Here is a 26,293-nt window from a genome sequence, read left to right on the forward strand (position 1 = left end):
CCCCACATGACGTCCCCCACGATTGAAGCCGCAGGCGGCGCCGATCCCATCCGCGCCTATCTCGATCGCGGCATCAAGAACTACTGGTATCCCGTTGCCCCGAGCTGGCAAGTGGGCAACGCGCCCATCGGCATCACGCGCCTCGGCGAACAGATCGTGTTGTGGCGCGATCAGGACGGTCAGGTCCATGCGCTCGAAGACCGTTGCCCGCACCGCGGCGCACGGCTGTCCCTCGGCTGGAACCTGGGCAACCGAGTGGCGTGCTGGTACCACGGCATCGAAGTCGATGGCGGGGGCACGGTGCAGAACGTGCCGGCCGTTTCGGCGTGCCCGCTCGAAGGGCAGAAGTGCGTGAAGTCGTATCCGGCGCAGGAGCATGCCGGCGCGGTGTTCCTGTGGTTCGGCGACGAAGCGCACAAGGAAGCCGCTCCGCTGCAATTGCCGGAGGAACTCGTTGGTGAGGAGTACGCAAGCTTTCTGTGCGTGTCGAACTGGAAGTGCAATTACCAGTACGCCATCGACAACGTGATGGACCCGATGCACGGTGCGTATCTGCACGCCACCTCGCATTCGATGGCCGATGGCGACAAGCAGGCCGACATGCGCGTGCGCAAGACCGAATCCGGCCTCATGTTCGAAAAGGTCGGCCAGCGCGACGTCAACTTCGACTGGGTCGAACTGGGCGAAACCGGCTGCCTGTGGATGCGCCTGGCGATTCCGTACAAGAAGAAGTTCGGCCCCGGTGGCAACTTCGGCATCATCGGCTTCGCCGTGCCGGTGGACGAAAACAACTGCCAGGTCTACTTCTGGCGCACGCGCAAGGTGCAGGGCTGGCAGCGCGACGCATGGCGCTTCATGTATCGCAATCGTCTGGAAGGTCTGCATTGGGCCGTGCTGGAGCAAGATCGCTACGTGCTGGAAAGCATGGCGCCGAACGCGCGCGATCACGAATTTCTCTATCAGCACGACGTCGGCATGACGCGTGTGCGCCGCATGCTGCGCCAGCGCGCCCAGCAGCACTTCGCCGAACTCGACGCGCTGCGCGCCCAGCCAGGCGCCAGCGCACACACCGCCGAGCATGGCCATGCATGACGCCACGTTCGCAGCGCAGGTCGCGCTCGCCGGGCGGCGGGTGGTCGTTACGGGCGGCGCACGCGGTCTGGGCGCGGCGTTCGTGAAGACGCTCGCAACGGCCGGCGCGCGCGTGACCTTCGGCGACGTGCTGGTCGAGGCGGGCGAAGCGCTCGCTCAGCAACTCGCTGCAGCCGGGCATGACGTTGCCTTCGCGCCGCTCGATCTCGCGCAACCGGCAAGCATCGCCGCATTCGTCGATGCCGCCGCGCAGCGTATGGGGGGCGTCGACGCGCTCATCAACAACGCGGCGATCACGAACTCGGGCGGCAAACTCGCGCACGAAGTGAGCGTAGAGACGTGGGACGCGGTGATGGACGTGAACGTGCGCGGCACCTGGCTCATGTGCGCGGCAGCGCAGCGCTGGTTGCGCGAGTCGGGCCGCGGCGCGATCGTCAACATCGCTTCCGATACGGCACTGTGGGGCGCGCCCAAACTGCTCGCCTACGTGGCGAGCAAGGGCGCCGTGATCGCGATGACACATTCGCTCGCGCGCGAGTTCGGCGCGGACGGCATTACCGTCAACGCCATTGCGCCCGGACTGACCGAAGTGGAGGCGACGGCCTACGTACCCGCCGAGCGCCATGCGTACTACCTGGAAGGGCGGGCGCTGCGGCGCGCGCAGGTGCCCGAGGACGTGACGGGCCCGGTGCTGTTCCTGTTGTCCGACGCTGCGCGTTTCGTGACCGGACAGTTGCTGCCGGTCAACGGCGGCTTCGTGATGAACTGATTTCGTAGAACTGACGATACGTTCGAAAGAACCCAAGGAGAAAACATGGCCGATGCCGATATCGAGCGCAAGTCGTGGGACCGCCCCGCCGACGCGAGCTTTGACGACTGGATGAACACGCGCGTGGCGCGCTTCGAAACGCGCCGCTACGACTGGGACGCGCTGAAGTTCCAGGCCGACTACGACCCGAAGTACCGCCGCGCGCAAATGCGCTATGTGGGCACGGGCGGCACGGGCGTCGCGAAGGACGTCAACACCGTGCCCGCTGGCGGCTTCACGTTCTCGACCATGGTGATTCCGGCCGGCAACATCGGCCCGAGCCATATCCATATCGATGTCGAAGAGATTTTTTTCGTGCTGCGCGGCAAGATGAAGGTCGTCTGCGAGAAGGACGGCGAGACGTGGGAAGCCGTGCTGGGCGAACGCGACCTGATTTCGGTGCCGCCGGGCGTGTACCGCACGGAAATCAACGTGGGCGAAGAGGACGCGCTGATGTGCGTGATGCTCGGCTCGTCGAAGCCCATCACGCCGACGTATCCGCCCGACTCGCCGCTCGCGAAGATCAAGCGCGAGATGAAGTAAGCGACACAGCCGCAACCCGATCCAAAGCCATGAACGACACGACCAACACTGCAGCCTCGTCGGCCGCCACGCTCGAAACGCGGCTCGCGCGCTTTGCACCGCGTAGTGCACGAGCGGGCGAGTTCAGCGTGAGTTATCGCGAAGCCGTGGGAGAGGGAGGTAAGGAGGCGCTGCCGCTCGTGCTCCTGCATGGCATCGGCTCCGGCGCGGCTTCCTGGGTGCAGCAGTTCGAAGCGCTCGGCGGCGCGCGCCGCGTGCTCGCGTGGGACGCGCCGGGTTACGGTGCATCCACGCCGGTCGCGAGCGCGTCGCCAGTCGCTGCGGACTATGCGCGCGTGCTGGTGGACTGGCTCGACGCGCTGCACATCGCGCGTTGCGCACTGGTGGGCCATTCGCTCGGCGCGATCATGGCAGGAGCGTTTGCCGCCGCGCATCCCGAACGCGTGGCCGGTTTGCTGCTGATCTCGCCGGCCGGTGGCTATGGCGCCGCCGATGCGACCGTGCGCGCGCAAAAGCGCGACGCGCGCCTGGCCATGCTTGCCGAACTCGGTGCGCAGGGGCTCGCGCAAAAGCGCAGCGCGAACATGCTTTCGCCGCACGCCGACGACGCCGCACGCGCCTGGGTGCGCTGGAACATGGCGCGCATCGTGCCGCACGGTTACGCCCAGGCCACGCATCTGCTCGCGAACGCCGATCTCGCCGCCGACCTCGCGCGTTGCGTGGGCCGGGTGCCGATGGCCGTCGCGGTCGGTGCGCAAGACACGATTACGCCGCCCGAGGCCTGCGAGCAGCTCGCGCAGATCGCCCACGCGCCGTTCCATACCGTGCCGCACGCGGGCCACGCGGGCTACATCGAACAACCGCTGGCTTATAGCACGCTGATCGAATTCACGCTGAACCGTACATTCAGTACTACGGAGCTAAAGGCATGACCCCCGACGTCGAAGAAGACCGCAACGACGCCAGCTACCGCGTGCCCGGTCTGGAGCGCGGCTTGCGCATACTGACCGAATTCTCGCCGCGCGAGCCGGTGCTCGACGCGCCCGAACTGTCGCGCCGCCTGGGCATTCCGCGCACCACGGTGTTTCGTCTCCTGCAAACGCTCGAATCGCTGGGCTTTCTGGAGCGCGCCGACCGCGACCGCAACTATCGCCTCGGCGTCGCCGTGCTGCGTCTCGGCTTCGAATACCTCAGCTCGCTCGAACTCACCGACCTCGGCCTGCCGTTGATCGAGGCGCTGCGCGACGCGACGGGACTGACCGCGCATATCGTGATTCGCGACGGACGCGACATCGTATTCGTCGCCAAGGCGCAGAGCCACGCGCCCATTTTCAGCTCGGTGAAGGTGAACGTCGGCACGCGCCTGCCGGCGCACGCCACGACTCACGGCCAGGTGCTGATGGGCGATCTCACACTCGGCGAACTGCGCGCGCTTTATCCGGAGCCGCGGCTGGAACGCTTCACGCCCTCCACGCCGGAGACAGTCGAGGCGCTCTTCGAGCGCATTCGCGAAGACGCCGAGCGCGGCTATGCCGTGAGCGAATCGTCGTTCGAGCGCGGCATCTCCGTGGTGTCGGCGCCCGTGCGCAACGACACGGGCCGCATTGCCGCCGTGGTGACGACGACCATTCCGCGCCCCGGCATCGACGCGCAACTGCTCGACGGGGGCTTGATCGAGAAGGTGCGCCACACAGCCGGCGAACTCTCGAAGCGCCTGAATTATCGGCCTCAGACCGGGGCTCAAACCCGGCCGCAGACGTCCAGGGGTGCGCCCTACATGAAAGCATTGGGGATCAAATGATTCAACTCGATTTGACCGGACAGGTCGCGGTCGTGACGGGCGGATCGTCCGGCATTGGCCTTGCCACCGCCGAACTCTTTTTGCGTGCGGGCGCAGCGGTTGCGATCTGCGGCCGCGACCACGACCGCCTCGCGCGCGCCGAACGAGGCCTGCGCGAGCGTTATCCGCAAGGGCAACTGCTCGCGTCGCGCTGCGACGTGCTCGACGCGGGCGAAGTCGCCGCATTTGCGGCAGAAGTGGAACAACGCTTCGGCCGCGCCGACATGCTCGTGAACAACGCGGGGCAAGGCCGCGTTTCTACCTTTGCCGATACGTCGGACGAAGCGTGGCGCGAGGAACTCGACCTCAAGTATTTCAGCATCATTCGCCCGACACGCGCGTTTTTGCCCTTGCTGCGCAATGCCGCGAAAGCAGGCAACGCCGCGATCGTCTGCGTGAACTCGCTGCTCGCGCTGCAGCCCGAGCCGCATATGGTCGCGACCTCGTCCGCGCGCGCCGGGGTGCTCAGCCTCATCAAGTCGCTCGCCGTCGAACTCGCGCCCGAGCAGATCCGCGTGAACTCGATCCTGATCGGCATCGTGGAGTCGGGGCAGTGGCGCCGGCGCTACGAAAACGACCCGGAGGCGCAGTCCACCGGCCAGAGCTGGGAAGACTGGACGCAAGCGCTCGCGCGCAAGAAGCACATTCCGCTTGGCCGCTTCGGCCGCCCCGAAGAAGCCGCCCAGGCGCTGTTTTATCTGGCCACGTCCCTGTCGTCCTATACGACGGGCAGTCATATCGATGTATCTGGAGGCGTTGCACGTCATGTCTAACAAAACCACCGTCGGCGAACTGATCGCCGCCTTCCTCGAACAATGTGGAGTCCGAACCGCGTTCGGCGTGATCTCGATCCACAACATGCCGATTCTCGACGCCATCGGGACGCGCGGCAATATCCGCTACGTCGGCGCGCGCGGCGAAGCGGGTGCGCTCAACATGGCGGACGGCCTTGCACGCGTGTCGGGCGGCCTCGGCGTGGCGTTCACCAGCACGGGCACGGCGGCAGGCAACGCGGCGGGCGCAATGGTCGAGGCGCTCACGGCAGGTACGGCGCTGCTCCATATCACCGGCCAGATCGAAACCGAATACCTCGATCAGGACCTTGCGTACATTCACGAGGCGCCCGATCAGCTGAGCATGCTTTCGTCGATTTCGAAGGCCGCGTTCCGCGTGCGTTCGGTCGAGACCGCGCTGCCCACCATCCGCGAAGCGGTGCGCGTGGCGCAGACGGCGCCGAGCGGCCCGGTGAGCGTGGAGATTCCCATCGACATTCAGGCGGCGCTTACCGACTGGCCCGCCGATCTCACCGCGCCGCACCTCACGACGCTCACGCACGACGAAGCGCGTGTGGAGCAACTGGCAAACGAACTCGTGAAGGCGAAACGCCCGCTGTTGTGGCTGGGCGGCGGCACGCGTCATGCGCGCGCCGCGGTGGAGCGCCTCGTTGAACTCGGCTTTGGCGTGGTGACGAGCGTGCAGGGCCGCGGTGTGCTGCCCGAAGATCATCCGGCCACGCTCGGCGCGTTCAACGTGAGCCCCTCGGTCGAGCGTCTGTACAAGACCTGCGACGCGATGCTGGTGGTGGGCTCGCGCCTGCGCGGCAACGAAACGCTCAAGTACAAGCTCGCGCTGCCGCAACCGCTCTATCGCATCGACGCCGACGCGCTCGCCGACAATCGCGGCTACCGTAACGCGCTGTTCGTGCATGGCGACGCCTCGCGCGTGCTCGACGCGCTCGCCACGCGCCTGGAAAGCCGCATCAAGGTCGATCCGCAATTCGCCGCCGATATTGCCGAGGCGCGCGAAATCGCCGTGGCGGAAACAGCCAGGGGCCTCGGTCCTTACCGCCGTCTCGTGGAAGCGCTGCAGCGCGCCGTGGGCCGCGACTACAACTGGGTGCGCGACGTCACGATCTCGAACAGCACGTGGGGCAACCGCCTCCTGAAGATCTTCACGCCGCGCGCGGGCGTGCATGCGCTCGGCGGCGGCATCGGCCAGGGGATGCAGATGGCGATCGGCGCGGCGCTCGCGAACGCCGCCGCGAAGACCGTGTGCCTCGTGGGCGACGGCGGGCTGATGGTGAACGTCGGCGAACTCGCAACGGCCGTGCAGGAAAAGGCCAATGTGATGATCGTGCTGATGAACGACCAGTGCTACGGCGTGATCCGCAACATCCAGGACGCGCAATACGGCGGTCGCCGCATGTATGTCGATCTGCACCAGCCGGAGTTTTCGCAGTTCTGCGCGAGCCTTGGCCTCAAGCACTACCGCCTCTCGTCGCTCGACGACGCCGACACCGTGATTCGCGAAGGCATGGCGTTCGAAGGCCCCGTGCTGCTCGAAGTGGACATGAAGGCCGTGGGCAGCTTCGAGACGGCGTTCGCGGGCCCGCCGGTGCGCAAGGAGGAGCCCCAACATGCATAACGGCCACGCCGTGCCGCACGCACCCATCGACATCGCGATGATCGGCTTCGGTGCGATCGGGCAGACCGTGTATCGCGCGGTCGCCGCCGATCCGCTCGTGCACGTCTCGCATGTGATCGTGCCCGAACACCACGCCGCCGCCGTGCGCGAGCAGGTAGACGGCGCGGTGGAAGTGGTGTCGTCGGTGCACGCGCTTTCCACGCGGCCGCAATTCGCGCTCGAGTGCGCCGGTCATGCCGCGCTCGTCGATCATGTCGTGCCGCTGCTGCAAAGCGGCACGGATTGCGCGGTGGCCTCGATCGGCGCGCTTTCCGATGTCGAACTGCTCGAACGTCTCTCGCACGCCGCCGACGAAGGCGACGCCACGCTCACGCTGCTTTCTGGCGCGATCGGCGGCATCGACGCGCTTTCCGCGGCGAAGCTGGGTGGCCTCGACGAAGTTCTGTACACGGGCCGCAAGCCGCCGCTCGGCTGGCTCGATACGCCTGCGGAAAAGGTCTGCGACCTGCGTGCGCTCACGCAGGAAAAGGTGATTTTCGAAGGCAGCGCGCGCGAAGCGGCGCGGCTCTTTCCGAAGAACGCGAACGTGGCGGCGACCATCGCGCTTGCGGGCCTCGGTCTGGACCACACGACGGTACGCCTGATCGCCGATCCGGCGGTGGAGCGCAACGTGCACCGCATCGTGGCGCGCGGTGTGTTCGGCGAAATGTCGCTGGAAATGTGCGGCAAACCGCTGCCCGACAACCCGAAGACCTCCGCGCTCACCGCGTATAGCGCGATTCGCGCACTGCGCAACCGGGCCGCGCGCTGCGTGATTTGATGCGAACAGAAGTGAGACACCAAAGATGACTTCATTCGATACGAGCCTCATCCCGAACAGCGATATTCTGGTCGGCGGCGAGTGGCGCCAGGGCCGCGCCGCGCCTTTCGCGAGCCTTTACCCGGCAGACCAGTCGCTGAACATGGAGGTCTCGACGGCGAGCGCCGAAGACGCAAGCGTTGCGGTCGAAAAGGCGCACGCGGCATGGAAGCAGGGCGAGTGGGCCGGCATGAAGCCGCATCTGCGCGCGCTCGTGCTTTATCGCATCGCCGAGCTCATCATGCAGCGCCACGAAGCGCTTGCGCAGCTGCAGCGCCGCGACAACGGCAAGCCGATCGGCGAAACGCGCGTGCTGGTGGCGAGCGCGGCGAACACGTTCCGCTATTTCGCGGCGTGCCTCGAAACGCTCGACGACGACCTCACGCCCTCGCGCGGCGACTATCTGACGATGAGCGTGCACGAGCCGATTGGCGTCGTGGCGGCGATCACGCCGTGGAATTCGCCGATCGCCTCCGACGCGCAAAAGCTCGCGCCGGCGCTCGCGGCCGGCAACGCGGTGGTGCTCAAGCCCGCCGAAGTCACGCCGCTCGCTTCGCTCGCACTCGCCCGCATCTGCGAGGAAGCAGGCGTGCCCAAGGGCATGCTGAGCGTGCTGCCCGGCAAGGGCTCGGTGATCGGCGACGTGCTGGTGCGCCATCCGCTCGTGAAGAAGGTGTCGTTCACGGGCGGCACCGAAGTGGGCCGCGGCATCGCGCGCATTGCAGCGGAAAAGCTCATGCCGGTGTCGCTGGAGTTGGGCGGCAAGTCGCCGACCATCGTGTTCGAAGACGCCGATCTCGACCATGCCGTGAACGGCGTGCTGTACGGCATCTTCAGTTCGTCGGGTGAGGCGTGTATCGCCGGATCGCGTCTCTTCGTGCAGCGCTCGATTTACGACGCGTTCATGAAGCGCCTCGTGGAAGGCGCGCGCAGGCTGCGCGTGGGCGACCCGTCGCGCGAGAACACGCAGATGGGCCCGCTCATTACGGCGAAGCACCGCGAGTCGGTGGAACGCTATGTGGCGCTCGGTCTGGAGGAAGGCGGCCGGCTGCTGTGCGGCGGCGAGCGCCCGGTGGGTGACGGGCGCGAGAACGGTTTTTTCTATCAGCCAACCATTCTGGAAGGACTCCAGAACAACGCGCGTATCTGCCAGGAGGAGATTTTCGGGCCAGTGCTCGTGGCGATGCCTTTCGACGACGAAGCGGCGTTGATCGAAGAAGCGAACGACAGCGTGTTCGGCCTCGCCGCCGGCATCTGGACGCGCGACTACAAACGCGCGTGGCGCGTCGCGCGCAAGCTCGAAGCGGGCACGGTGTGGATCAACACGTACAAGCTGTTCTCAATCTCCACGCCGTTCTCGGGCTGGAAGGAGAGCGGCATGGGCCGCGAGAAAGGGCGGCTCGGTATTCGTGAATACATGCAGCAAAAGAGCCTCTACTGGGGCTTGAACGACGCGCCGCTGCCCTGGGCCAACGCCTGAGGGCGCGGGACTCGCTACGCATGGGACCGCACCAGGCGCTCTAACGCCGATTGCGGTCGACAGGAGACAAGCAACATGACGATACTCGGCATCGAACAGATTACTTACGGCGTGGCGGACCTCGAAACCTGCCGCCGTTTTTTCGCGGATTGGGGCTTAAAGGAAACCGCGCACGACGAAACGCGCGCGCGCTTCGAAACGCTCAACGGCTGCACTGTGCTTGTAGTCGACGCGAACGATGCGTCGCTGCCCGCCGCGTTCGAAGCGGGCCCGACGCTGCGCGAAGTGACGTGGGGCGTGGCCACCCGCCCGGAACTCGACGCGCTGCGCGAACGCCTGAAGGACCAACCCGGTTACTACAGCGAAGCCGACGCAGTGGGTTGCTTCGACCCCGCCGGGATGGCGATTCGCGTGGAAGTCACACGTCGGCGCGAGATCGACGTGAAAGGCTCGCCTTCGAATGTATGGGGGCAGACGCTGCGCGTGGATCAGCCTTCGCCGGTGTATGAGCGCGCGGAGCCGGTGGAAGTGGGCCACGTGGTGTTCTTCACCAACTGCCTCGCGCAACAGGAAAAGTTCTATCACGAACGGCTCGGCTTCGAGACCTCGGACCGCTATCCGAACCGCGGCGCTTTCATGCGCTGCGCGCCGCACGGCGGCCACCACGACCTGTTCCTGCTCGCGCTGCCTGACGGCAAGAAGGGCTTGAACCACGTGGCGTTCACGGTGCGCGATATCCACGAGGTGTTCGGCGGCGGCCTGCATATCAGCCGCTGCGGCTGGACCACGCAGCTCGGTCCTGGTCGGCATCCGGTTTCGTCCGCTTACTTCTGGTACTTCAAAAACCCGGCGGGCGGCCTGATCGAGTATTACGCCGACGAAGACGTGCTCACGCCCGAATGGCAGCCGCGCGATTTCGAGCCGGGCCCCACCGTGTTCGCGGAGTGGGCCGTGGACGGCGGCCTCGACGGCAATACGCGCCGCCAGAAGCAGGCCGAAGCGCCGCAAGGCAAGTTCATGACGGAGCGCAAGCCATGAGCGCGACACCCGAAAACGCCGCAGGGGAGACACCGCGTACCGTCGTCGTGATCGGCGGCGGCCAGGCCGCGGGCTGGGTCGTGAAGACGCTGCGCAAGGAAGGCTACGAAGGCCGCCTCGTGATGATCGCCGACGAAGTGCATCTGCCGTACGAGCGTCCGCCGCTTTCGAAAGCGGTGCTCGCGGGCGAAGCCGATATCGAAACGGTGCGCATCGCGAAGCCCGATGAATTCGCTACGCTCAACGTCGAAACGTGGCAGCCCGACTGCGCGACGTCTATCGACCGCGCAATGCGCGTGGTGACCACGCGTTCGGGCCGCGAAGTGAAGTATGACCGGCTCGTGATCGCGACGGGCGGCGCGGCGCGCAAGCTGCCCGCGAACGTGGCGAAGAGCGCCCATGTGACGTACCTGCGCACGCTGGACGAAGCGCTGGCGCTCGGCGAGCGTTTGCGCAGCAGCCAGCGTGTGCTGGTGGTCGGCGGCGGCTGGATCGGCCTCGAAGTCGCTGCAACGGCGCGCAAGCGCGGCGTGCAGGCAACCGTGGTGGAGGGCGCGCCGCGCCTGTGCGCCCGCTCGTTGCCCGACGATGTGTCGCGCTTCCTGCTGGATCTGCACCGCGCGAATGGCGTGGATGTGCGCCTGAATGCGATGCTGCTCGCGCTCGAAGACCGAGCCGAAGGCGGCGTGCGCGCAACCTTCGCCGACGGCAGCACGCTCGACGCCGATTTCGCGGTTGCCGGCATCGGCCTCGCGCCGCACACAGCGCTCGCCGTCGCGGCAGGACTTTCGGTCGACGATGGCATCGTGGTGGACGAATTCGGAGAAACATCGGATTCCTGCATATTCGCCTGCGGCGACGTGGCGAACCATCCGAACGCGTGGCTCAAGCGCCGCGTGCGGCTCGAATCGTGGGCCAACGCGCAGAACCAGGCCATTGCGGCGGCCAAAGCCGTGCTCGGCGTGAAGACGCCGTATGCGGAGATTCCGTGGTTCTGGTCCGATCAGTACGACGTGAACCTGCAGATACTCGGCGACATTCCCGCTGGCGTCGCGCCGGTGCTGCGCGGCAGCCTCGAAGAGAAGCGCGCTTCGCTTTTCTTCGTGGAGGACGGCCATCTGCGCGGCGTCATCGCGATCAACGCGGCACGCGAACTCAAGCTCGCGCGCAAATGGATGAGCCAGGGGCGCGCGGTGGATCTCGCCGCCCTCGTCGACATCAGCAAGGCGCTCGCTTAACTCCTCATACACGAGACAACACGGGACGGGATCACAGGCATGAGAACCCTCGATAACTCCATCGGCCATCGCGGCGGCGCCGCCATGTACGAGCCGCTCAGCGACGCGACCGGTGGGCCCCACACGCGCGGGTCGATCATCGCGCGGCTCGAACGGCTGCCGACCAACGCCATGCTGGTGCGCGCGCGTATCCTCATCGGCCTCGCCACGTTCTTCGACGGCTTCGACGTGATCGCGATCGCCGCGACACTGCCGATCCTGATTCAGAAGTGGCATCTCACGCCTTGGGAAATTGGCTTTCTGATCGCGTCGGGCTCGGTCGGGCAGTTGTTCGGCGCGTTTCTGTTCCCGTGGCTCGCGGAACGCCACGGCCGCGTGCGCGCGATCGCCTGGAACTCGGGCATCATCGGCGTGACGAGCATTGCGTGCGGCTTCGCGCCGAGCTTCGCCGTGTTCGCGGCGCTGCGCGTGGTGCAGGGCCTGGGCCTCGGCGGCGAGCTGCCCGTGGCCGCGACGTATATCAATGAGGTCAGCCGAGCACATGGCCGTGGACGCTTCGTTCTCCTCTACGAGATCGTTTTCCCGGTCGGCCTGCTCGCTTCAAATGCGCTGGGCGCGTGGCTCGTGCCGCGCTTCGGCTGGCAGATCATGTACTTCATCGGCGCAATGCCGCTCGTGCTGTTCTTCGTGCTGCGCAAGCTTGTGCCCGAGTCGCCGCGCTGGCTCGCGGAACGCGAACGCGTGCAGGAAGCGGATCGCGCCGTGAGCGCGTTCGAGCGCACCGCGAAAGGTCCGCTCGCGCCGGTCACGAACGCCGCTGAATTCGACGCGCTCGTCGCGCGCCACCCCAAGCGCAGCGTGAAGGACCTGTTCGGGCCCGCGTATCGCAAGCGCACGCTCGCGGTGGCCATGCTCTGGATCACCTGTGGTTTCATTCAGTACGGGCTGTCCACCTGGCTGCCCACGATCTATCGCAACGTCTATCACGCGCCGCTGCAACTCGCGCTCAATCTTGCTGTCGCGGCCTCGGTGCTCGGCGTGTTCGGTTCGCTCGCTTGCGCGCTGCTGGTCGACAAGGTGGGCCGCAAGCCTGTAATCAACGTTTCCTTCGTGCTTTGCGCGATTTCTCTCGCGCTGGCCGGCGTGTGCCATGCGATGTCGGTCTACGTGGTCGCGACGTTTTGCGCGCTGGCGCTCGGTCTGCTCGCTAGCGGTTTCATCACCGCTTACGTCTACACACCTGAGTTGTACCCCACGAGCATCCGTGCGATGGGCTGCGGTGTGGGCGGCGCGTGGCTAAAGGTCGCCGCCATCTTCGCACCCACGATAGTTTCGAAGACGATGATTGGCGGCAATCTCGACGTGGCGTTCTATATTCTCGCCGCGGTGCCGTTCCTCGCGGCCGTGACGGTGCATTTCCTCGGCATAGAGACGAAGGGGAAGGTGCTCGAGCAACTGGAGGCTTGAGCCGCACACCGCGCTCGGGTTCGCTCGCCAGCAACGGCACGCCAGCAATGGCGTGCCGTTTTTGTTTGCGCGCCACGATTGACAGCAGTCGCCGAGCGTCCCGTAAAAATTCCATAGATGGAACGCAAATGCATATGTGAATTCGATGGCGCGACGTTCGAGCCGGTTGAGCGCTGCAAGACGCCAGAAATCAAGGATGAAACGGCAAAACGCCTGAGTTTCCTCAGTTGAATTTCCAGTTTCAATGAAAGAGACGAACGGCAACTTATTTGGGCCGTCGCGCCATTGCCGGGTATTTTAGGCGCGCCAAGAATTCCACTCATCGCCAACCGCATTTCACGCGGCAAAAAGGCGGCGAATCTTGGGAGACAGCGCATGCAATTCACACTGAACGACCGGCTCTTCGAGTTCGAAGGCGATCCGGATACGCCCCTGCTTTGGGTGATCCGCGAGTCAGCAGGACTGACGGGCACCAAGTACGGCTGCGGCATCGGCGCATGCGGGGCCTGCACCGTGCACCTCGAAGGCGAGGCGACGCGCTCGTGCGTACTGCCTGTCTCGGCGGTAGCGGGCCGCCGTATCACGACCATCGAGGGCCTTGCGCCAGAAACCTCGCATCCGGTGCAACAGGCCTGGATCGCGAAGGATGTGCCGCAATGCGGCTATTGCCAGTCCGGCATGGTGATGGCCGTTGCCGCGCTGCTCAAGCAGCATCCGCATCCCACCGAGGCGCAGATCGACCAGGGCGTGACGAACCTGTGCCGCTGCGCGACCTATCACCGAATTCGCGAGGCTATTCATGTCGCAGCGAATTCCTGAGCGCACGCAAGGCGCGGGCGACGCGCACCGCGAAAGCCGCCGCGACTTCCTCAAGACCGGTCTCGCGTTTGCGGGCAGCCTCGTGCTGCCGCTCGCGTTCAGCGAGCAGGTGAGCGCAGCGGAGGACGGGACGCGCTTTCGCGAGATCAACGACTGGGTGCGTGTCGATCCGGACGGCCGGACGATCATCGGGCTCTCGCAGGCCGAAGTGGGGCAGGGCGTCTACACCGGCTTGCCGCAGGTGCTGGCCGACGAAATGGACGCCGACTGGCGGCGCGTGAGCGTGCAGTTCGTGACGGGGCGCGACGCGTATCGCATCGCGGCGGCAAACGAGCATCCGCAGCAGTTCGTGGGCGCCTCGATGTCGGTCACGATGTTCACGCAGCGTCTGCGCATGGCAGGCGCGCAGGCGCGCGAGGTGTTTCTCGCGGCGGGAGCGCGGCGTCTGGGCGTACGGCCCACGCAGTGTGCGACGAAGACCGGTCGTGTGATCCATCTGCAAACGGGGCGCTCGATCGGCTACGGCGAACTGCTTGCGGACGCCGCGAAACTGCCGCTGAATCCGCAGCCGCGCCTGAAGGCCGAGTCGGCGCGCACGCTCATTGGTCAGCCGTTGCACAAGCTCGACGCGCCGGCCAAGGTGAACGGCAGCGCGATATTCGGCATCGACGTGCAGGTGCCCGGCATGCTGATCGGTGCGGTGAAAATGGCACCCACGCTCAACGGCACACCTCGCGCCGTGCGCAACCGCGATACGGTGCGCGCGCTGGCTGGTGTGGTCGAAGTGGTGCAGGCGAAAGACGCCGTGATCGTCGTGGCCAATACGTACTGGCAGGCCAAAAAGGCTTGCGACGCGCTCGACGTGCAGTGGGAAGATGGCGCCCCGCCCGCAGACAGCGCGACGATACTCGCTGAGCGCCAGGCCGCGCTGATGTCGGAGCAAGCGGTAGTGGCGACGCGCATTGGCGACGCGAGCGCGCGGTTCGAAGCCGCGCATAACTCAAACCGCGCACACGGCGCACACAGCGCTCACGGCGCGCCGGCAGCCGGCCGGCTGATCGAAGCCGATTACCACACGCCCTATATCGTTCACGCCACCATGGAGCCCGTGAACGCCACGGTGCACGTGCGCGAGCACGACATCGAAGTGTGGGGTCCGATCCAGGGGCAGGACAAGGTGCGCTGGGCGCTCTCCGCCATCTTCAAGGTGCCGTCGGAGAAGGTGATTGTGAACACAACGTTCATCGGCGGCAGCTTCGGGCGCAAGTACGTGCCCGACTTCGTGATCCATGCGGCTGTCGCCTCGAAGGCGGTGGGCCGGCCGGTCAAGGTGATCCGTTCGCGCGAGGACGATATCCGCCACGGTTTCTACCGGCCCGGCGTTTCGGCGCGCATGCGCGCGGTGCTCGGTCCCGATGGCTACCCGAGCGCCATGCATCTGCGTGTGGTGGGGCAATCGCTCTACTGGTCGATCAAGCGCGACTACTTCGAAAAGGCGGGCGGCTGGGACGAAACCATGCTCGACGGCCTTTACGACCTCGGCTACTCGGTGCCGGATCTGCTCGTCGATTCGGTGAGCGTCGATCAGCACATTCCCGTGAGCTTCATGCGCAGCGTGGGCAGCACGTCCAGCGTCTTTTTTCTCGAGAGCTTCATCAACGAACTCGCACACGCGGCGCGCATCGACCCGCTCGACTACCGCCGCACGCTGCTGCGTGACGATCCGCTTGCGCTGCGCGTGCTCGATCGCACAGCGGCGCGGGCGAACTGGACGCGCAGGCCGGCAGCGGGCGTGTACCGCGGCCTCGCGTACTGCCTCTATACGGGCCGCGGCGGCGCGTTCACGACCTACGTCGCCACCATCGTCGAGCTGCGCATGGTGGAAGGCCACGCGAAACTCGAACGCGTGGTGTGCGGCGTCGATTGCGGGCAGGCCATCAATCCCACGCTGATCCGCGAGATGGTCGAGGGCGGCATCGGCTTCGCGCTCACCAACACGTTCAAGAGCGAAATCACGTTCAAGGACGGCGCGGTGGTCCAGGAGAACTTCGCCGACTATCCGCTCCTGTATCTCTCGCAGATGCCGAAGATCGAGGTCGAGATCGTGGAGAGCGACCGTGCGCCGCAAGGCTGCGGCGAAGTGGCGCTGCCGCCTGTCGCGCCCGCCGTGGCCGCCGCGCTTTTCGAAGCGACGGGCGCACGCCTGCGCACCATGCCGCTCGAGCAGCCGCTAGCCTGAAATCGAATCCCTGTTTCATCCCCACAAAAAGGCTTTAATCCATGATTCGTCTTCCTCATTTCATCGCGCCGCTCGCGGTTGCCGTGCTCGCCCAGAGCGCGTTTGCCGAGCCCGCCGTGGATATCGCGCGTGCACGCCAGATCGCCACACAGCATGCCTGCTTCGGCTGTCACGCCGTGGACAAGAAGCTCGTCGGCCCCGCATACCGCGACGTGGCCGCGCGCTACGCGGGCAAGCCGGGCGCGGCGAGCGCGCTCGTCGCGCATATCCAGAACGGCAGTTCGGGCAACTGGGGCTCCATACCCATGCCGCCCAACGCGATCAGCGCGGGCGATGCGCAGATCGTCGCGCAATGGATCCTCGCTGGCAGCAAGAGCGAATGAGCGCGCAGACCGTGCTGGTCGCGCGAAGCTGATGCTGAAGCCGGGCCGCGTTGAAAGGTCCGGTGTCCATTCAAATAAATAAGTATGACGAAATAAAGGGTTGGAGATCGTGATGAAAAAGGCAATCGTGGCAGCATCGTTCGCATTCGCTTCTGCGCTCGCGTGGGGGCAGAGCAGCGTGACGCTCTATGGCATCGTGGATACGGGCATCGAGTACTACAACAATACCGCGAAGGGCGGCTCGTTCGTCGGCATGCCCTCGCTTACGGGCGAGGTGCCGTCGCGCTTCGGTCTGCGCGGCCAGGAGGACCTGGGCGGCGGCTACCGGGCCTTCTTCGTGCTCGAAAGCGGCTTCGCGCCCAATAGCGGCGCGCTCAATTACGGCGGGCGCCTGTTCGGCCGCCAGGCGAACGTGGGCGTGAGCAGCGACTACGGCACGCTCACGCTGGGCCGCCAGATGAACATGTCGATGTATGTGCTGTTCAACGCTGACGTGATCGGCCCGTCGATCCATTCGATGGCGAGCTTCGACAGCTATCTGCCGAACGCGCGCAGCGACAATGCCGTGGGCTATCTCGGCAAATTCCACGGCGTGACGATCGGCGGGACATACAGCTTCGGGCGCGACGCAGCGGGTCCCGCGGGCCCATCGGCGACGAACTGCGGCGGCCAGCTCGCCGGCGACGCCGTGGCCTGCCGCCAGTACACGATGATGCTCGCCTATGACAACGCATGGGGTGGCGCCGCCGCGTCGTACGACGTGATGTACGGCGGCCCAGGCGCCTCGGCGCCGCTCGTGAGCAGCGCGGATACGGACAAGCGCGTGATTGTGGACGGCTACGTGAAGTTCGGCTCGGCCAAGGTGGGCGGCGGCTGGATCCGCCGCAACACGGCCGCGGCGGAGCATATGCAATCCGATCTCTTCTTTCTGGGCGCAGACTACTACGTGACGCCGACCTTTTCACTGGACTTCCAGGGGCTGCGCTATATTCTGCGCGATCAATCGAATTCGACACTGTTCGTCGGCCGCGCGAACTATTTCGTTTCGAAGCGCACGACGCTTTATGCATCGCTTGGATACATGCTGAACAGCGCGCTCGCCGCGAACGCGGTAGCCGCCGCCGGCACGGTGCAGACGGGCGCGAACCAGTTCGGCGCGATGATGGGTATTCAGCAACGCTTCTGACGCGGCGCGCACGCCGCGCAGCGCCACACATTCGGAGGGGACAATGGCGACGGACCTGTTGAGCGCCGCATTGGCGGATCTGCGTGCCGACGCCGTGGTAACGGGGCACTTTTCGCTCGCGGCATCATGGGCGTTTCGCAAGCCGGCGATCGAGGGCGTGATGTTCCGCACGGGCCGCGGCGCGCCGTTTTATGTGATCGTGCAGGGCATGGAGCCGCTTTGCGTCGAGCCCGGTGATTTCGTGCTGCTGCCGCACGGCCACGAACACGTGCTGGCTTCCGCGCCCGACGTTGCGCCCGTCCCCTTCGACGATCTCGCTGCGCGCGCAGGCATTCGCCCGAGCTTCGACACCCCTTTGCGCATCGAGTCGGGCCGCGGCGGCGCAGTGTGCGATCTCTACACCGGCATCGTGTTCTACCGCGAGGCGGTGCGCAATCCGCTGTTCTCGGTGCTGCCGCCTCTCATTCATGTGCGTGCGAACGACGCCGCGGTTGGCCCGTGGCTCGCGGACACGCTCATGGCCTTCATCCGCGAATCGATGGCCTGCCAGCCGGGCTGGGCCGTTGCGGCCGCGCGCCTCGCCGACGTGCTGTTCGTGCAGTTGCTGCGCGCGCATCTCGCCTCGGCCGTCAGCCACACGGGCTGGTTGCGCGGACTCATGGACCCGCAGGTCGGCCGCGCCATCGCGCAACTGCACCGGCACCCGGACCAGGACTGGACCGTCGAGTCGCTGGCGGCGATTGCCGGTATGTCGCGCTCGCGGTTCAGCGCGCGGTTTGTCGAGCTGGTCGAGGAAACGCCTATCGGGCATCTCACGTCGTATCGCATGTATATCGCGAGCGGTGCGCTGCGCGATTCGCGGCGCCGGCTCATCGAGATCGCCATGAGCGTGGGCTACGCGTCAGAGAAGGCATTCATTCGCGCGTTCCGGCGCTGGGCGGGCATGGCGCCCAAGCAGTACGCGCGCAGCGTGCGCGATCCGTACGACATGGCGCTTGCCGCGGGTGCGCGCGAGGGCGAAGGGCCGCCGCACACGCTGTGAGGCGCGGCTTCCCCTGCTCGTGGCGGTGCGCTCACAACAGCGGCAGCGTGAGCCGTATGTGCTCGGCAAACGCCGCCGTGAGGAGCGACGGCCGCTTGCGCCCGAACTTGATCGTGATGCCCACGGCCGGCAAGGGCGGCAGCGCGGGGTCGCCATTGAGAATCGTCAGATCCGCCGGAACGGCCGTTTGCGTCATGACGGCGAAGGCCTGGCCCGAACGCACGAGCGCGGTGAGACCCGCCAGGCTGCTGCTCGCATACGCGACGCGGTAGGCTCTGCCCGCGCGCTCCAGCGCTTCGCAGGCCGCAATGTGGTCGAGCGTGTCCGGATCGGAGAGCGCGAGCGGCAACGGATCGAAATGGGCGGAGTCGAGTTCGGGAGAGCCGATCCAGACCAGTTGCTCGCGGCGAATGATCTCGTCGTGCGGACCGCTTGCGTTCGCAGATCCAGTGGCGGTCAAAGGCAGCGACACCATGGCGAGATCGACCGCACGCTTGTCGAGCTGTTCGAGAAGGCGCGGCGTGGGAACGCACACGACTTCCACGAGCGCATTCGGATGCTGGCCCGAAAACCGGCGTAGCAAGGCGGGGAGGAACACGGCGGCATAGTCGTCCGGGCAGCCGAAGCGCAGGGTGCCAGATAAGCCTGTGCCGCAAAGGTCGGCCATGGCCTCGTCGTGCAGGCGCAGAATGCGCTGGGCGTGCACCAGCAGGCGCTCGCCGGGGTTAGTCAGCGCGACGCCGCGGCCGGTGCGCTGAAACAGCGGCTGATCGACGATCTCCTCGAGCCGCTTGATCTGCTGGCTCAGCGCCGACTGGGTGCGGCCAACGCGTTCGGCCGCACGGCTTAGCGAGCGCACCTCGGCAATCACCGCGAACGAACGCAGCAGATCGATTTCCAGTGGACGGCTCACGATATTAGCCTCTTTTCTAGCTTGCATAAGAACTATTCGATTCTATAAAACCAGAGCGCCGACTAGACTGCAAGGAAAACCCGCTGCCCGATGAGGAGAAGCCCGTGTCCAGGAACGACGACGAACAGTTTTGGCGCAACGCGAGGCAGCACCTGATCCGCTATGGCGGCACGTTCGAGCCGATGATCATCGAGCGCGCTCAGGGCAGCTTCGTCTACGACGCGGACGACCGCCCGATTCTCGACTTCACGTCGGGGCAGATGAGCGCGGTGCTCGGGCACAGCCACCCCGAGATTGTCTCGGTCATCAACGAATACGCGGGCAAGCTGGACCACCTGTTCAGCGGCATGCTCTCGCGGCCCGTGGTCGAACTGGCCACGCGCCTCGCCGACGTCACGCCCGACGGGCTCGACCGGGCGCTGCTGCTGAGCACCGGCGCGGAGTCGAACGAGGCCGCCATCCGCATGGCGAAGCTCGTCACGGGCAAATTCGAAATCGTGGGCTTTGCGCAGTCGTGGCACGGCATGACGGGCGGCGCGGCTTCGGCCACCTATAGCGCAGGGCGCAAGGGCGTGGGTCCCGCAGCAGTGGGCTCGTACGCGATTCCCGCGCCGTTCACGTACCGGCCGCGCTTCGAGCGCAACGGGCAATACGATTACCTCGCGGAACTCGATTACGCGTTCGATCTCATCGATCGCCAGTCCAGCGGCAATCTCGCGGCCTTCATCGCGGAGCCGATCCTGAGCTCGGGCGGCATCATCGAACTGCCGCCCGGCTATATGGCGGCGCTCAAGCGCAAATGCGAAGCGCGCGACATGCTGCTGATTCTCGATGAGGCGCAAACGGGCGTTGGGCGCACCGGGATGATGTTCGCGTGCGAGCACGACGGTGTGACGCCCGACATTCTCACGCTCTCGAAAACGCTCGGCGCCGGCTTGCCGCTCGCGGCCGTGGTCACTTCCGCGCAGATCGAAGAAGCCGCGCACGAACGGGGCTTTCTGTTCTACACGACGCATGTGTCCGATCCGCTTCCTGCTGCGGTCGGCCTGAGGGTGCTGGACGTGGTGGAGCGCGACGGACTCGTTGCGCGCGCAAACATCATGGGCGAGCGCTTGCGGCGCGCTCTGCTGGACCTGATGGAGCGCTTCGAATGCATCGGCGACATTCGGGGGCGCGGGCTGCTGCTCGGTCTCGAGATCGTCAAGGACCGCCGCACGAAGGAGCCCGCCGACGGCCTTGCCGCGAAAATCACGCGCGAGTGCATGAAGCTCGGGCTCAGCATGAACATCGTGCAGTTGCCGGGCATGGGCGGCGTGTTCCGCATCGCGCCGCCGCTGACCGTGAGCGAGCAGGAGATCGATCTCGGCGTGGAACTGCTGGGGCAGGCGATCGAGCGTTCGCTTTGAGGACCCGGGTCGTCGCGGCTAGGCCTTGCTGCGCGACCCGGCCGGGCCGACCGGGCTGACTTGGGGCCGCGCGAGCGCACGCGCGGCGAGCGGCGTGGACATGACGATGGACGTGCGCGTCTCGCCGTAGAGGTTGATGCGCTGGATCAGGCGCTCCAGATCGGCCACGCTCGTCGCAACGAGGCGAATGACATAGGAGTCCGCGCCAGTCACGTGATGGCATTCGAGCACCTCGGCAATCGCGCCGAGCAGCTTCAGAAACTTCGCTTTCGCGGATTGGGGCACCGTAATGCCGATCAGGGCCGAGATTGGATAGCCGGCGGCGGCCGGGTTCACGCGCGCCGAGTAGCCTTCGATCACGCCGGCTTCTTCGAGACGTCTCACGCGCTCCGTGACCGCCGGCACGGAGAGATGCACCTGGCGCGCAACCTCGGTGTAGGTCATGCGGCCGTTTTCCTGCAGCAGCGCCAGTATTTTCCAGTCCAGATCGTCCATCATGGCGAAATCTTTAAGGTGAAATGCCAATTTTCCCTTAAATCTCGACTTCTGCGGATAATCTTCGCCGTCTACGATAGTCCCCTATAGAACATGAATTGCGGGGAGAAGGGACATGCTGTTCGTCAAAGCCGTGGCAATGGGGTTTTGCATCGCGGCGCCGGTCGGGGCCATCGGCATGCTGTGCATCCAGCGCAGCCTGAGCCGGGGTTTTTGCTCCGGCTTCGCAACGGGCATTGGCGCTGCGTGCGCGGATGCCTTTTATGGTTTGCTCGGCGCGCTCGGCGTGGCCGGTATCGTGGCGGCGCTGCCAATGCTGACGGTGGTGTTGAAGGCGGCGGGGGGCGCATTTCTGGTGTGGATGGCATGGACCATCGCACGCGAGTCGCCCGCCGCGCCGGCCGCCGTACAGGAGACCCAGCGCAGCCCTGTCACGCGGGATTTCCTCACGACGTTTGCGTTGACGCTCTCGAACCCCCTGACCATTTTTTCGTTCATCGCCGCGTTTGCGGCGCTCGGGCCCTTGCCGGCCATGCCAGGCGAGCGGGGCGCGCCGGGATGGCTTTCGGTGGCGCCCATGGTGACGGGCGTGTTCGCGGGTTCGGCCGTGTGGTGGTTGTTCCTGAGCGGTGTGACGTCCGCGTTGCGTACGAAGCTGCCGCTCGCGTTCGCGCGGGGCATCTCCATTTTTTCCGCCGTGGCGATAGCCGCGTTTGGCGTCGTTCAAATGATCACGGGTCTCGCGCGGCTCGCTTAAGACGTCGTTTCGAAACGTTCGAGGGCTTGCGCTATTTCTTCGATGTAGGCGTCGGTCAACGCGCAGTCCGCGAGCGCCTGCCTGAGCTGGAACACGTATTCCGCGTTGCTGCCGAGCGGTCCATGCGCCTGGGCAATCTGGCGGGCGACCGTCGCGGGGCTCGAATCAGCCTCGTATTGCCGCGGGCAGGTGTTTGCCACGAAGGCGAGGGCGTGCCGCTTTTCGCCCGTGGCGAGCGTCACGGTGGTCCAGGCGGGCGTGTAGGCGCCCGTCAGCATCTCGCGCGTCCAGAGAATGTGAAGCTCTTCGTCGAGCGTGGCGGCATTGAGCCGCAGCACCACGCCTTGCGTATCGCCGCCCCGCTCCAGCGCGAGCATGCGGCCGGGGCGCTGCGGCGTGCCGCGCCCGCCGAAAAGGCGAATGCAAAAGCTCCGGCGCCAGCCGTGCAGCGTGGCGCTCGCGCGCTGGTCGAAGCGCGAGAGCGGATTCCACATGAGCGAACCGTAGCCGAACACCCAGACCTCGTCGCCAGCGGGACGCTTCGCCATCGTTTCGGCGAGCGACTGGGCGATCTGGGCTTGCGTCCAGAGAATTTCCGGCGGGAGATGGCTGAAACTCTCGAGAAACGCACCGGAGCGAATGGCGTCTCTGTTTAGCATGGCGTTGACGGGTTCGTGGAAGCTATGTGACGAAGTATGCGGTCCGCGCGTGCGTGGATAAAGTGGCTGGAACGCGATGCTGCGTTCAACTGGGGACGACAATCGGGGTGGTGCTGGTCCCACAGGGATTCGAGCGCCATCAATCGCTCAGCGGTGCGTAGCCAAGCTCGCGCTGGTGTCGAATCGAGAGGACGATTGCGCGCGTTTCGGAGTCGGCATACAGGATCACGTATGAACGCAGCACATATTCACGGAAATCGGGGACGCCAGCTTCGATTGCCAGACGCTTCAGCTTGTCGAAGCGCGTCTGCCCCTCAATGGTTTGCGCGGCAAGGAACCCGGCTGGACGGCCGAGTTGCGGATGAACCATCACGAGATCGCGGAAGCGAAAAATCTGCTCCCAAAGGTCATCCATTCGCTGCGGAGCCGACGACGAGTCCTGCTCCAGCATGAATTCACTGATTGCTTCGAGGCGCTCTGCGAACGTTTCGGCAAAATCGACCCGGATCATTTGCGCGGCTCAGCGCGACGTCGCATCGACTCCCGCATGTCCTCCAGAGACTGTGTGCGCCCGGCGAGCGCGTCCTTGAGTCCCTTCTCGGCGTCGTCGATCATGATCAGCCGCCCGTACTCGGCCTCGAGGGCGTGATAGAAGTCGAGCTTTTTCGCATCGACGAGCGCGACGAACGCTGCACCATTCTTCGTCAGGACCTTTTCGGCACCGGCGACCACGTCTTCTGCCAGTTCGGTGAGCCGCGCGCGTGCTTCGCTGATCGGGACGACGTCTTGAGCACGAATGGACATGAACGTCTCCTTTACAAAATTCGTTAACGAAAACATACACATCGAAGGATGTGTGGTCAAGCCGCGCTCCGTACTTCCCCCAGGATCGCACCGTCGATGATAACGCTACCATTCATCCCATCTCGTCACCGGCGGCGCAATCCCATCCGCCGGCATTCGACGGGCTTTTTTATCCGTCGAAATGGTAGCGTTATCATGGAGAGCATCTTGTCCCAAGTCCGCAAGAAGCCCGAAGACCTGCGCAGCTACCGCTGGTACGGCGTCAACGACCTGCGCTCGTTCGGCCACCGATCGCGCACCGCGCAGATGGGCTATCACTCGTCCGATTACATGGGCAAGCCCGTCATCGCCGTCGTGAACACGTGGAGCGAGATCAACTCGTGCCACACCCACTTCAAGCAACGCGTGGAGGAAGTGAAGCGCGGCATCTGGCAGGCGGGCGGCTTTCCGGTCGAAATGCCGGTCATGACGCTGGCCGAGCCGTTCCAGAAGCCCACCACCATGCTCTACCGCAACTTTCTCGCGATGGAGACGGAGGAACTGCTCAAGTCCTATCCGTTCGACGGCTGCGTATTGATGGGCGGTTGCGACAAGACCACGCCGGGTCTCCTGATGGGCGCAATCAGCATGAATCTGCCCGCGATCTATCTGCCCGCCGGGCCGATGTTGCGCGGCAACTGGAACGGCCGCACGCTCGGCAGCGGCTCGGACACGTGGAAATACTGGGCGGAGTTGCGCGCGGGCAAGATCACCGAAGACGAGTGGAAGGGCATCGAGAGCGGCATTGCGCGCTCGCCCGGCCACTGCATGACGATGGGCACGGCTTCCACGATGACGAGCGCGACCGAAGCGCTCGGCCTCACGCTGCCCGGCTTCTCGTCGATTCCCGCCGCGGATTCGCGTCACGCTCAGTATGCGTCGCTCACGGGGCAGCGCATCGTCGAGATGGTGTGGACCGACCAGAAGCCCTCGGACTTCCTCACCGCGAAGGCCTTCGACAACGCCGTGACCACGGTGCTCGCGATGTCGGGTTCGACCAACGCGATCGTGCACCTCGTTGCGGTGGCGCGCCGCGCGGGCATCGATCTGACCACGGCGCGCTTCGACGAACTCGCGCGCGTGACGCCGGTGCTCGGCAATATCCGCCCCGCAGGCCAGTATTTGATGGAGGACTTCTATTACGCGGGCGGCCTGCGTGCGCTGCTGGTGGAATTGGGCGACCTGATCGACGGCACGCAGATGACCGTGAACGGCAAGACGCTCGGCGAGAACATCGCGGGCGCGGAGATCTTCAATGATGACGTGATCCGTACACGCAGCAATCCGCTCGTCGCGCGCGATGGACTCGCCGTGCTCACGGGCAATCTCGCGCCTGACGGCGCGGTCATCAAGCCCGCGGCGATGGAGTCGCATTTGCTCAGGCATCGCGGCCCCGCAGTGGTGTTCAAGGACTACAACGACATGGCGGCGCGCATTGACAGCGACGATCTCGATGTGAGCGCCGACTCCGTGATCGTGTTGCAACACGCCGGCCCGGTAGGCGCACCGGGCATGCCCGAATGGGGCCAACTGCCGATTCCGCAGAAACTGCTCAAGCTTGGCGTGCGCGACATGCTGCGCATTTCCGACGCGCGCATGAGCGGCACGAGCTACGGCGCGTGCGTGCTGCACGTCGCGCCCGAATCGTTCGTGGGCGGCCCGCTCGCGTTCGTGAAAGACGGCGACGTCATCGAACTCGACGTCGAGGCGCGCCGCCTGCATCTGCATGTGAGTGACGCCGAACTCGCCGCGCGCAAAGCGGTATGGACGCCGCCGAAGCGGCCGTTCGAGCGCGGCTTCGGCGTGATGCATCAATTGCACGTGACGCAGGCGAACAAGGGCTGCGATTTCGATTTCCTCGAAACGCCGGCCGCCACGCCGTGCGAAGCCCACGGCGCCGAACCGGAAATTCACTAATCCCCATCATTGAAGACATCACCGATCATGACCGCAGCGAACCCGCCAGTCAGCGAAGCCGCGCTCGAACAACTGCGTCACGTCAGCACCGCCACGCTCACGACCCAACTCTTCAAGCGCGGCTTGCGCAATGTGTTTCTGCAGGGCGTGGCGCCGCTCGTGAAGCCTGAGCCGGGCACGCCGAATCTCGTCGGCCCTGCGTTCACGCTGCGCAATATTCCGGCGCGCGAGGACCTCGACCACGTGGGCGTGTTCCAGAATCCGGACCACCCGCAGCGCAAGGCCGTGGAAACCGCGCCCGTGGGCAGCGTGCTCGTGCAGGACTGCCGTGGCGACCGCACGGTGGCTTCGGTGGGCTCGATTCTCGCGTTGCGCCTCGCGAAGCGCGGCGTGGCGGGCATGGTTTCGGACGGCCCCGTGCGCGACAGCGGCACGATCGCGGCGCTTGGCCTGCGTATCTGGTGCGCGGGCGCGAGCGCGCCGCTCAATCTTGCAAAGCATCACGCCGTGGACCTGAACGTGCCGATCGCATGCGGCGGTGTGCCCGTTTATCCGGGCGATATCGTCGTGGGCGATGCCGACGGCGTCGTGATCGTGCCGTACGAAATGGCCGACGAAGTGGCGCGCGACGCCACCGAGCAGGAGCGGCTCGAAGCGTTCATCACCGAGCGTATCGAGTCGGGACTTGCACTGCGCGGCACGTATCCGCCCAACGAGGAAACGCTGGCGGCGTATCGCGCATGGTGCGCTCAGCAGGCAAAATAACTCACGCAGCACGCAGGACGATACTGATAAACAGAGGCCCGCGCGCGACGCGGGCTCAGGAGACAACGTGAACGATGCCA

The 26,293-nt window shown here is 65.6% G+C and carries 26 protein-coding genes; 21 read left to right on the forward strand and 5 right to left on the reverse strand.

Features of this window, described 5'->3' with window-relative positions; genetic code table 11:
* Positions 1 to 6: 6 nt before the first annotated feature.
* The 17 genes from M3I54_RS26370 (at position 7) to M3I54_RS26450 (ending at position 18,458) form a co-directional block, all read left to right on the forward strand.
* On the forward strand, positions 7 to 1,092 hold the full coding sequence (locus M3I54_RS26370) for an aromatic ring-hydroxylating dioxygenase subunit alpha (protein WP_254341342.1): 1,086 nt from the start codon (positions 7 to 9) through the stop codon (positions 1,090 to 1,092).
* Positions 1,085 to 1,861, forward strand: coding sequence for an SDR family oxidoreductase (locus tag M3I54_RS26375; RefSeq protein WP_254341345.1), 777 nt, complete (start codon positions 1,085 to 1,087; stop codon positions 1,859 to 1,861). Before M3I54_RS26370 ends, M3I54_RS26375 begins: the two co-directional genes overlap by 8 nt.
* Before the next feature lie 45 nt (positions 1,862 to 1,906).
* The gene (locus M3I54_RS26380; protein ID WP_254341347.1) at positions 1,907 to 2,443 is read left to right on the forward strand and encodes a cupin domain-containing protein; all 537 of its coding nucleotides are present in this window, start codon (positions 1,907 to 1,909) and stop codon (positions 2,441 to 2,443) included.
* Between the two features lie 29 nt (positions 2,444 to 2,472).
* Complete coding sequence (locus tag M3I54_RS26385) at positions 2,473 to 3,375, forward strand: alpha/beta fold hydrolase (RefSeq protein ID WP_254341349.1); 903 nt, start codon at positions 2,473 to 2,475, stop codon at positions 3,373 to 3,375.
* Complete coding sequence (locus M3I54_RS26390; protein WP_254341351.1) at positions 3,372 to 4,244, forward strand: IclR family transcriptional regulator; 873 nt, start codon at positions 3,372 to 3,374, stop codon at positions 4,242 to 4,244. Before M3I54_RS26385 ends, M3I54_RS26390 begins: the two co-directional genes overlap by 4 nt.
* A complete protein-coding gene (locus M3I54_RS26395; protein WP_254341354.1) occupies positions 4,241 to 5,056 on the forward strand; it encodes an SDR family oxidoreductase in 816 nt (271 codons plus the stop codon). The genes M3I54_RS26390 and M3I54_RS26395 overlap by 4 nt, the downstream gene beginning before the upstream one ends.
* The gene (locus tag M3I54_RS26400) at positions 5,049 to 6,707 is read left to right on the forward strand and encodes a thiamine pyrophosphate-binding protein (RefSeq protein WP_254341356.1); all 1,659 of its coding nucleotides are present in this window, start codon (positions 5,049 to 5,051) and stop codon (positions 6,705 to 6,707) included. Before M3I54_RS26395 ends, M3I54_RS26400 begins: the two co-directional genes overlap by 8 nt.
* On the forward strand, positions 6,700 to 7,527 hold the full coding sequence (locus tag M3I54_RS26405) for an aspartate dehydrogenase (RefSeq protein ID WP_254341357.1): 828 nt from the start codon (positions 6,700 to 6,702) through the stop codon (positions 7,525 to 7,527). Before M3I54_RS26400 ends, M3I54_RS26405 begins: the two co-directional genes overlap by 8 nt.
* A 25-nt stretch (positions 7,528 to 7,552) precedes the next feature.
* Positions 7,553 to 9,046: an aldehyde dehydrogenase gene (locus M3I54_RS26410; protein WP_254341360.1), complete on the forward strand. Its 1,494-nt coding sequence runs from the start codon at positions 7,553 to 7,555 to the stop codon at positions 9,044 to 9,046.
* A 75-nt stretch (positions 9,047 to 9,121) separates the two neighbouring features.
* Positions 9,122 to 10,084 carry a VOC family protein gene (locus M3I54_RS26415; RefSeq protein WP_254341362.1) on the forward strand — a complete coding sequence of 321 codons (963 nt, stop codon included), beginning with the start codon at positions 9,122 to 9,124 and terminating at the stop codon, positions 10,082 to 10,084.
* Entirely contained in the window at positions 10,081 to 11,322 is a 1,242-nt protein-coding gene (locus tag M3I54_RS26420) for an NAD(P)/FAD-dependent oxidoreductase (protein ID WP_254341363.1), read from the forward strand. The genes M3I54_RS26415 and M3I54_RS26420 overlap by 4 nt, the downstream gene beginning before the upstream one ends.
* A 39-nt stretch (positions 11,323 to 11,361) precedes the next feature.
* Entirely contained in the window at positions 11,362 to 12,789 is a 1,428-nt protein-coding gene (locus M3I54_RS26425) for an MFS transporter (RefSeq protein WP_375542212.1), read from the forward strand.
* A gap of 375 nt (positions 12,790 to 13,164) precedes the next feature.
* A complete protein-coding gene (locus M3I54_RS26430) occupies positions 13,165 to 13,608 on the forward strand; it encodes a (2Fe-2S)-binding protein (protein ID WP_254341365.1) in 444 nt (147 codons plus the stop codon).
* Positions 13,589 to 15,847, forward strand: a complete 2,259-nt coding sequence (locus tag M3I54_RS26435) for a xanthine dehydrogenase family protein molybdopterin-binding subunit (RefSeq protein WP_254341367.1) — start codon at positions 13,589 to 13,591, stop codon at positions 15,845 to 15,847. The genes M3I54_RS26430 and M3I54_RS26435 overlap by 20 nt, the downstream gene beginning before the upstream one ends.
* Before the next feature lie 41 nt (positions 15,848 to 15,888).
* Positions 15,889 to 16,230: a c-type cytochrome gene (locus M3I54_RS26440; RefSeq protein ID WP_254341370.1), complete on the forward strand. Its 342-nt coding sequence runs from the start codon at positions 15,889 to 15,891 to the stop codon at positions 16,228 to 16,230.
* Between the two features lie 112 nt (positions 16,231 to 16,342).
* Complete coding sequence (locus tag M3I54_RS26445; RefSeq protein ID WP_254341372.1) at positions 16,343 to 17,416, forward strand: porin; 1,074 nt, start codon at positions 16,343 to 16,345, stop codon at positions 17,414 to 17,416.
* 43 nt (positions 17,417 to 17,459) lie between these two features.
* Positions 17,460 to 18,458 carry an AraC family transcriptional regulator gene (locus M3I54_RS26450; protein WP_254341374.1) on the forward strand — a complete coding sequence of 333 codons (999 nt, stop codon included), beginning with the start codon at positions 17,460 to 17,462 and terminating at the stop codon, positions 18,456 to 18,458.
* A gap of 31 nt (positions 18,459 to 18,489) precedes the next feature.
* Here M3I54_RS26450 and M3I54_RS26455 read toward each other — a convergent pair whose 3' ends face one another.
* The gene (locus M3I54_RS26455) at positions 18,490 to 19,398 is read right to left on the reverse strand and encodes a LysR family transcriptional regulator (protein ID WP_254341377.1); all 909 of its coding nucleotides are present in this window, start codon (positions 19,396 to 19,398) and stop codon (positions 18,490 to 18,492) included.
* Positions 19,399 to 19,475: 77 nt separating this feature from the next.
* Between M3I54_RS26455 and M3I54_RS26460 the strand changes: the two genes are divergently transcribed.
* Entirely contained in the window at positions 19,476 to 20,777 is a 1,302-nt protein-coding gene (locus M3I54_RS26460) for an aspartate aminotransferase family protein (protein ID WP_254341379.1), read from the forward strand.
* A gap of 18 nt (positions 20,778 to 20,795) precedes the next feature.
* On the opposite strand, the gene M3I54_RS26465 is transcribed toward M3I54_RS26460, so the two are convergent.
* Entirely contained in the window at positions 20,796 to 21,272 is a 477-nt protein-coding gene (locus M3I54_RS26465; protein ID WP_254341419.1) for an Lrp/AsnC family transcriptional regulator, read from the reverse strand.
* A 115-nt stretch (positions 21,273 to 21,387) separates the two neighbouring features.
* Between M3I54_RS26465 and M3I54_RS26470 the strand changes: the two genes are divergently transcribed.
* On the forward strand, positions 21,388 to 22,029 hold the full coding sequence (locus M3I54_RS26470; protein WP_254341381.1) for a LysE family translocator: 642 nt from the start codon (positions 21,388 to 21,390) through the stop codon (positions 22,027 to 22,029).
* On the opposite strand, the gene M3I54_RS26475 is transcribed toward M3I54_RS26470, so the two are convergent.
* From M3I54_RS26475 to M3I54_RS26485, 3 genes are all read right to left on the reverse strand, one after another.
* Complete coding sequence (locus M3I54_RS26475; protein ID WP_254341382.1) at positions 22,026 to 22,688, reverse strand: gamma-glutamylcyclotransferase; 663 nt, start codon at positions 22,686 to 22,688, stop codon at positions 22,026 to 22,028. The genes M3I54_RS26470 and M3I54_RS26475 overlap by 4 nt on opposite strands.
* A gap of 139 nt (positions 22,689 to 22,827) precedes the next feature.
* Entirely contained in the window at positions 22,828 to 23,199 is a 372-nt protein-coding gene (locus tag M3I54_RS26480; RefSeq protein ID WP_254341384.1) for a type II toxin-antitoxin system RelE/ParE family toxin, read from the reverse strand.
* Positions 23,196 to 23,492: a type II toxin-antitoxin system prevent-host-death family antitoxin gene (locus tag M3I54_RS26485; protein ID WP_254341386.1), complete on the reverse strand. Its 297-nt coding sequence runs from the start codon at positions 23,490 to 23,492 to the stop codon at positions 23,196 to 23,198. The genes M3I54_RS26480 and M3I54_RS26485 overlap by 4 nt, the downstream gene beginning before the upstream one ends.
* Positions 23,493 to 23,687: 195 nt before the next feature.
* Between M3I54_RS26485 and araD the strand changes: the two genes are divergently transcribed.
* Complete coding sequence (araD, locus tag M3I54_RS26490) at positions 23,688 to 25,448, forward strand: L-arabinonate dehydratase (protein WP_254341388.1); 1,761 nt, start codon at positions 23,688 to 23,690, stop codon at positions 25,446 to 25,448.
* 27 nt (positions 25,449 to 25,475) lie between these two features.
* Positions 25,476 to 26,213: a ribonuclease activity regulator RraA gene (locus M3I54_RS26495; protein WP_254341396.1), complete on the forward strand. Its 738-nt coding sequence runs from the start codon at positions 25,476 to 25,478 to the stop codon at positions 26,211 to 26,213.
* Positions 26,214 to 26,293: the final 80 nt, after the last annotated feature.

It is taken from the genome of Paraburkholderia sp. CNPSo 3274 (assembly GCF_024206475.1).
GTDB lineage: Bacteria > Pseudomonadota > Gammaproteobacteria > Burkholderiales > Burkholderiaceae > Paraburkholderia.

What these genes read in the sequence shown, in the direction of transcription:
- M3I54_RS26370 (WP_254341342.1), top strand. Translation starts at nt 7, where the DNA reads ATGACGTCCCCCACGATTGAAGCCGCAGGCGGCGCCGATCCCATCCGC.
- M3I54_RS26375 (WP_254341345.1), top strand. Translation starts at nt 1,085, where the DNA reads ATGCATGACGCCACGTTCGCAGCGCAGGTCGCGCTCGCCGGGCGGCGG.
- M3I54_RS26380 (WP_254341347.1), top strand. Translation starts at nt 1,907, where the DNA reads ATGGCCGATGCCGATATCGAGCGCAAGTCGTGGGACCGCCCCGCCGAC.
- M3I54_RS26385 (WP_254341349.1), top strand. Translation starts at nt 2,473, where the DNA reads ATGAACGACACGACCAACACTGCAGCCTCGTCGGCCGCCACGCTCGAA.
- M3I54_RS26390 (WP_254341351.1), top strand. Translation starts at nt 3,372, where the DNA reads ATGACCCCCGACGTCGAAGAAGACCGCAACGACGCCAGCTACCGCGTG.
- M3I54_RS26395 (WP_254341354.1), top strand. Translation starts at nt 4,241, where the DNA reads ATGATTCAACTCGATTTGACCGGACAGGTCGCGGTCGTGACGGGCGGA.
- M3I54_RS26400 (WP_254341356.1), top strand. Translation starts at nt 5,049, where the DNA reads ATGTCTAACAAAACCACCGTCGGCGAACTGATCGCCGCCTTCCTCGAA.
- M3I54_RS26405 (WP_254341357.1), top strand. Translation starts at nt 6,700, where the DNA reads ATGCATAACGGCCACGCCGTGCCGCACGCACCCATCGACATCGCGATG.
- M3I54_RS26410 (WP_254341360.1), top strand. Translation starts at nt 7,553, where the DNA reads ATGACTTCATTCGATACGAGCCTCATCCCGAACAGCGATATTCTGGTC.
- M3I54_RS26415 (WP_254341362.1), top strand. Translation starts at nt 9,122, where the DNA reads ATGACGATACTCGGCATCGAACAGATTACTTACGGCGTGGCGGACCTC.
- M3I54_RS26420 (WP_254341363.1), top strand. Translation starts at nt 10,081, where the DNA reads ATGAGCGCGACACCCGAAAACGCCGCAGGGGAGACACCGCGTACCGTC.
- M3I54_RS26425 (WP_375542212.1), top strand. Translation starts at nt 11,362, where the DNA reads ATGAGAACCCTCGATAACTCCATCGGCCATCGCGGCGGCGCCGCCATG.
- M3I54_RS26430 (WP_254341365.1), top strand. Translation starts at nt 13,165, where the DNA reads ATGCAATTCACACTGAACGACCGGCTCTTCGAGTTCGAAGGCGATCCG.
- M3I54_RS26435 (WP_254341367.1), top strand. Translation starts at nt 13,589, where the DNA reads ATGTCGCAGCGAATTCCTGAGCGCACGCAAGGCGCGGGCGACGCGCAC.
- M3I54_RS26440 (WP_254341370.1), top strand. Translation starts at nt 15,889, where the DNA reads ATGATTCGTCTTCCTCATTTCATCGCGCCGCTCGCGGTTGCCGTGCTC.
- M3I54_RS26445 (WP_254341372.1), top strand. Translation starts at nt 16,343, where the DNA reads ATGAAAAAGGCAATCGTGGCAGCATCGTTCGCATTCGCTTCTGCGCTC.
- M3I54_RS26450 (WP_254341374.1), top strand. Translation starts at nt 17,460, where the DNA reads ATGGCGACGGACCTGTTGAGCGCCGCATTGGCGGATCTGCGTGCCGAC.
- M3I54_RS26455 (WP_254341377.1), bottom strand. Translation starts at nt 19,398, where the DNA reads ATGCAAGCTAGAAAAGAGGCTAATATCGTGAGCCGTCCACTGGAAATC.
- M3I54_RS26465 (WP_254341419.1), bottom strand. Translation starts at nt 21,272, where the DNA reads ATGGACGATCTGGACTGGAAAATACTGGCGCTGCTGCAGGAAAACGGC.
- M3I54_RS26470 (WP_254341381.1), top strand. Translation starts at nt 21,388, where the DNA reads ATGCTGTTCGTCAAAGCCGTGGCAATGGGGTTTTGCATCGCGGCGCCG.
- M3I54_RS26475 (WP_254341382.1), bottom strand. Translation starts at nt 22,688, where the DNA reads ATGCTAAACAGAGACGCCATTCGCTCCGGTGCGTTTCTCGAGAGTTTC.
- M3I54_RS26480 (WP_254341384.1), bottom strand. Translation starts at nt 23,199, where the DNA reads ATGATCCGGGTCGATTTTGCCGAAACGTTCGCAGAGCGCCTCGAAGCA.
- M3I54_RS26485 (WP_254341386.1), bottom strand. Translation starts at nt 23,492, where the DNA reads ATGTCCATTCGTGCTCAAGACGTCGTCCCGATCAGCGAAGCACGCGCG.
- araD (WP_254341388.1), top strand. Translation starts at nt 23,688, where the DNA reads ATGGAGAGCATCTTGTCCCAAGTCCGCAAGAAGCCCGAAGACCTGCGC.
- M3I54_RS26495 (WP_254341396.1), top strand. Translation starts at nt 25,476, where the DNA reads ATGACCGCAGCGAACCCGCCAGTCAGCGAAGCCGCGCTCGAACAACTG.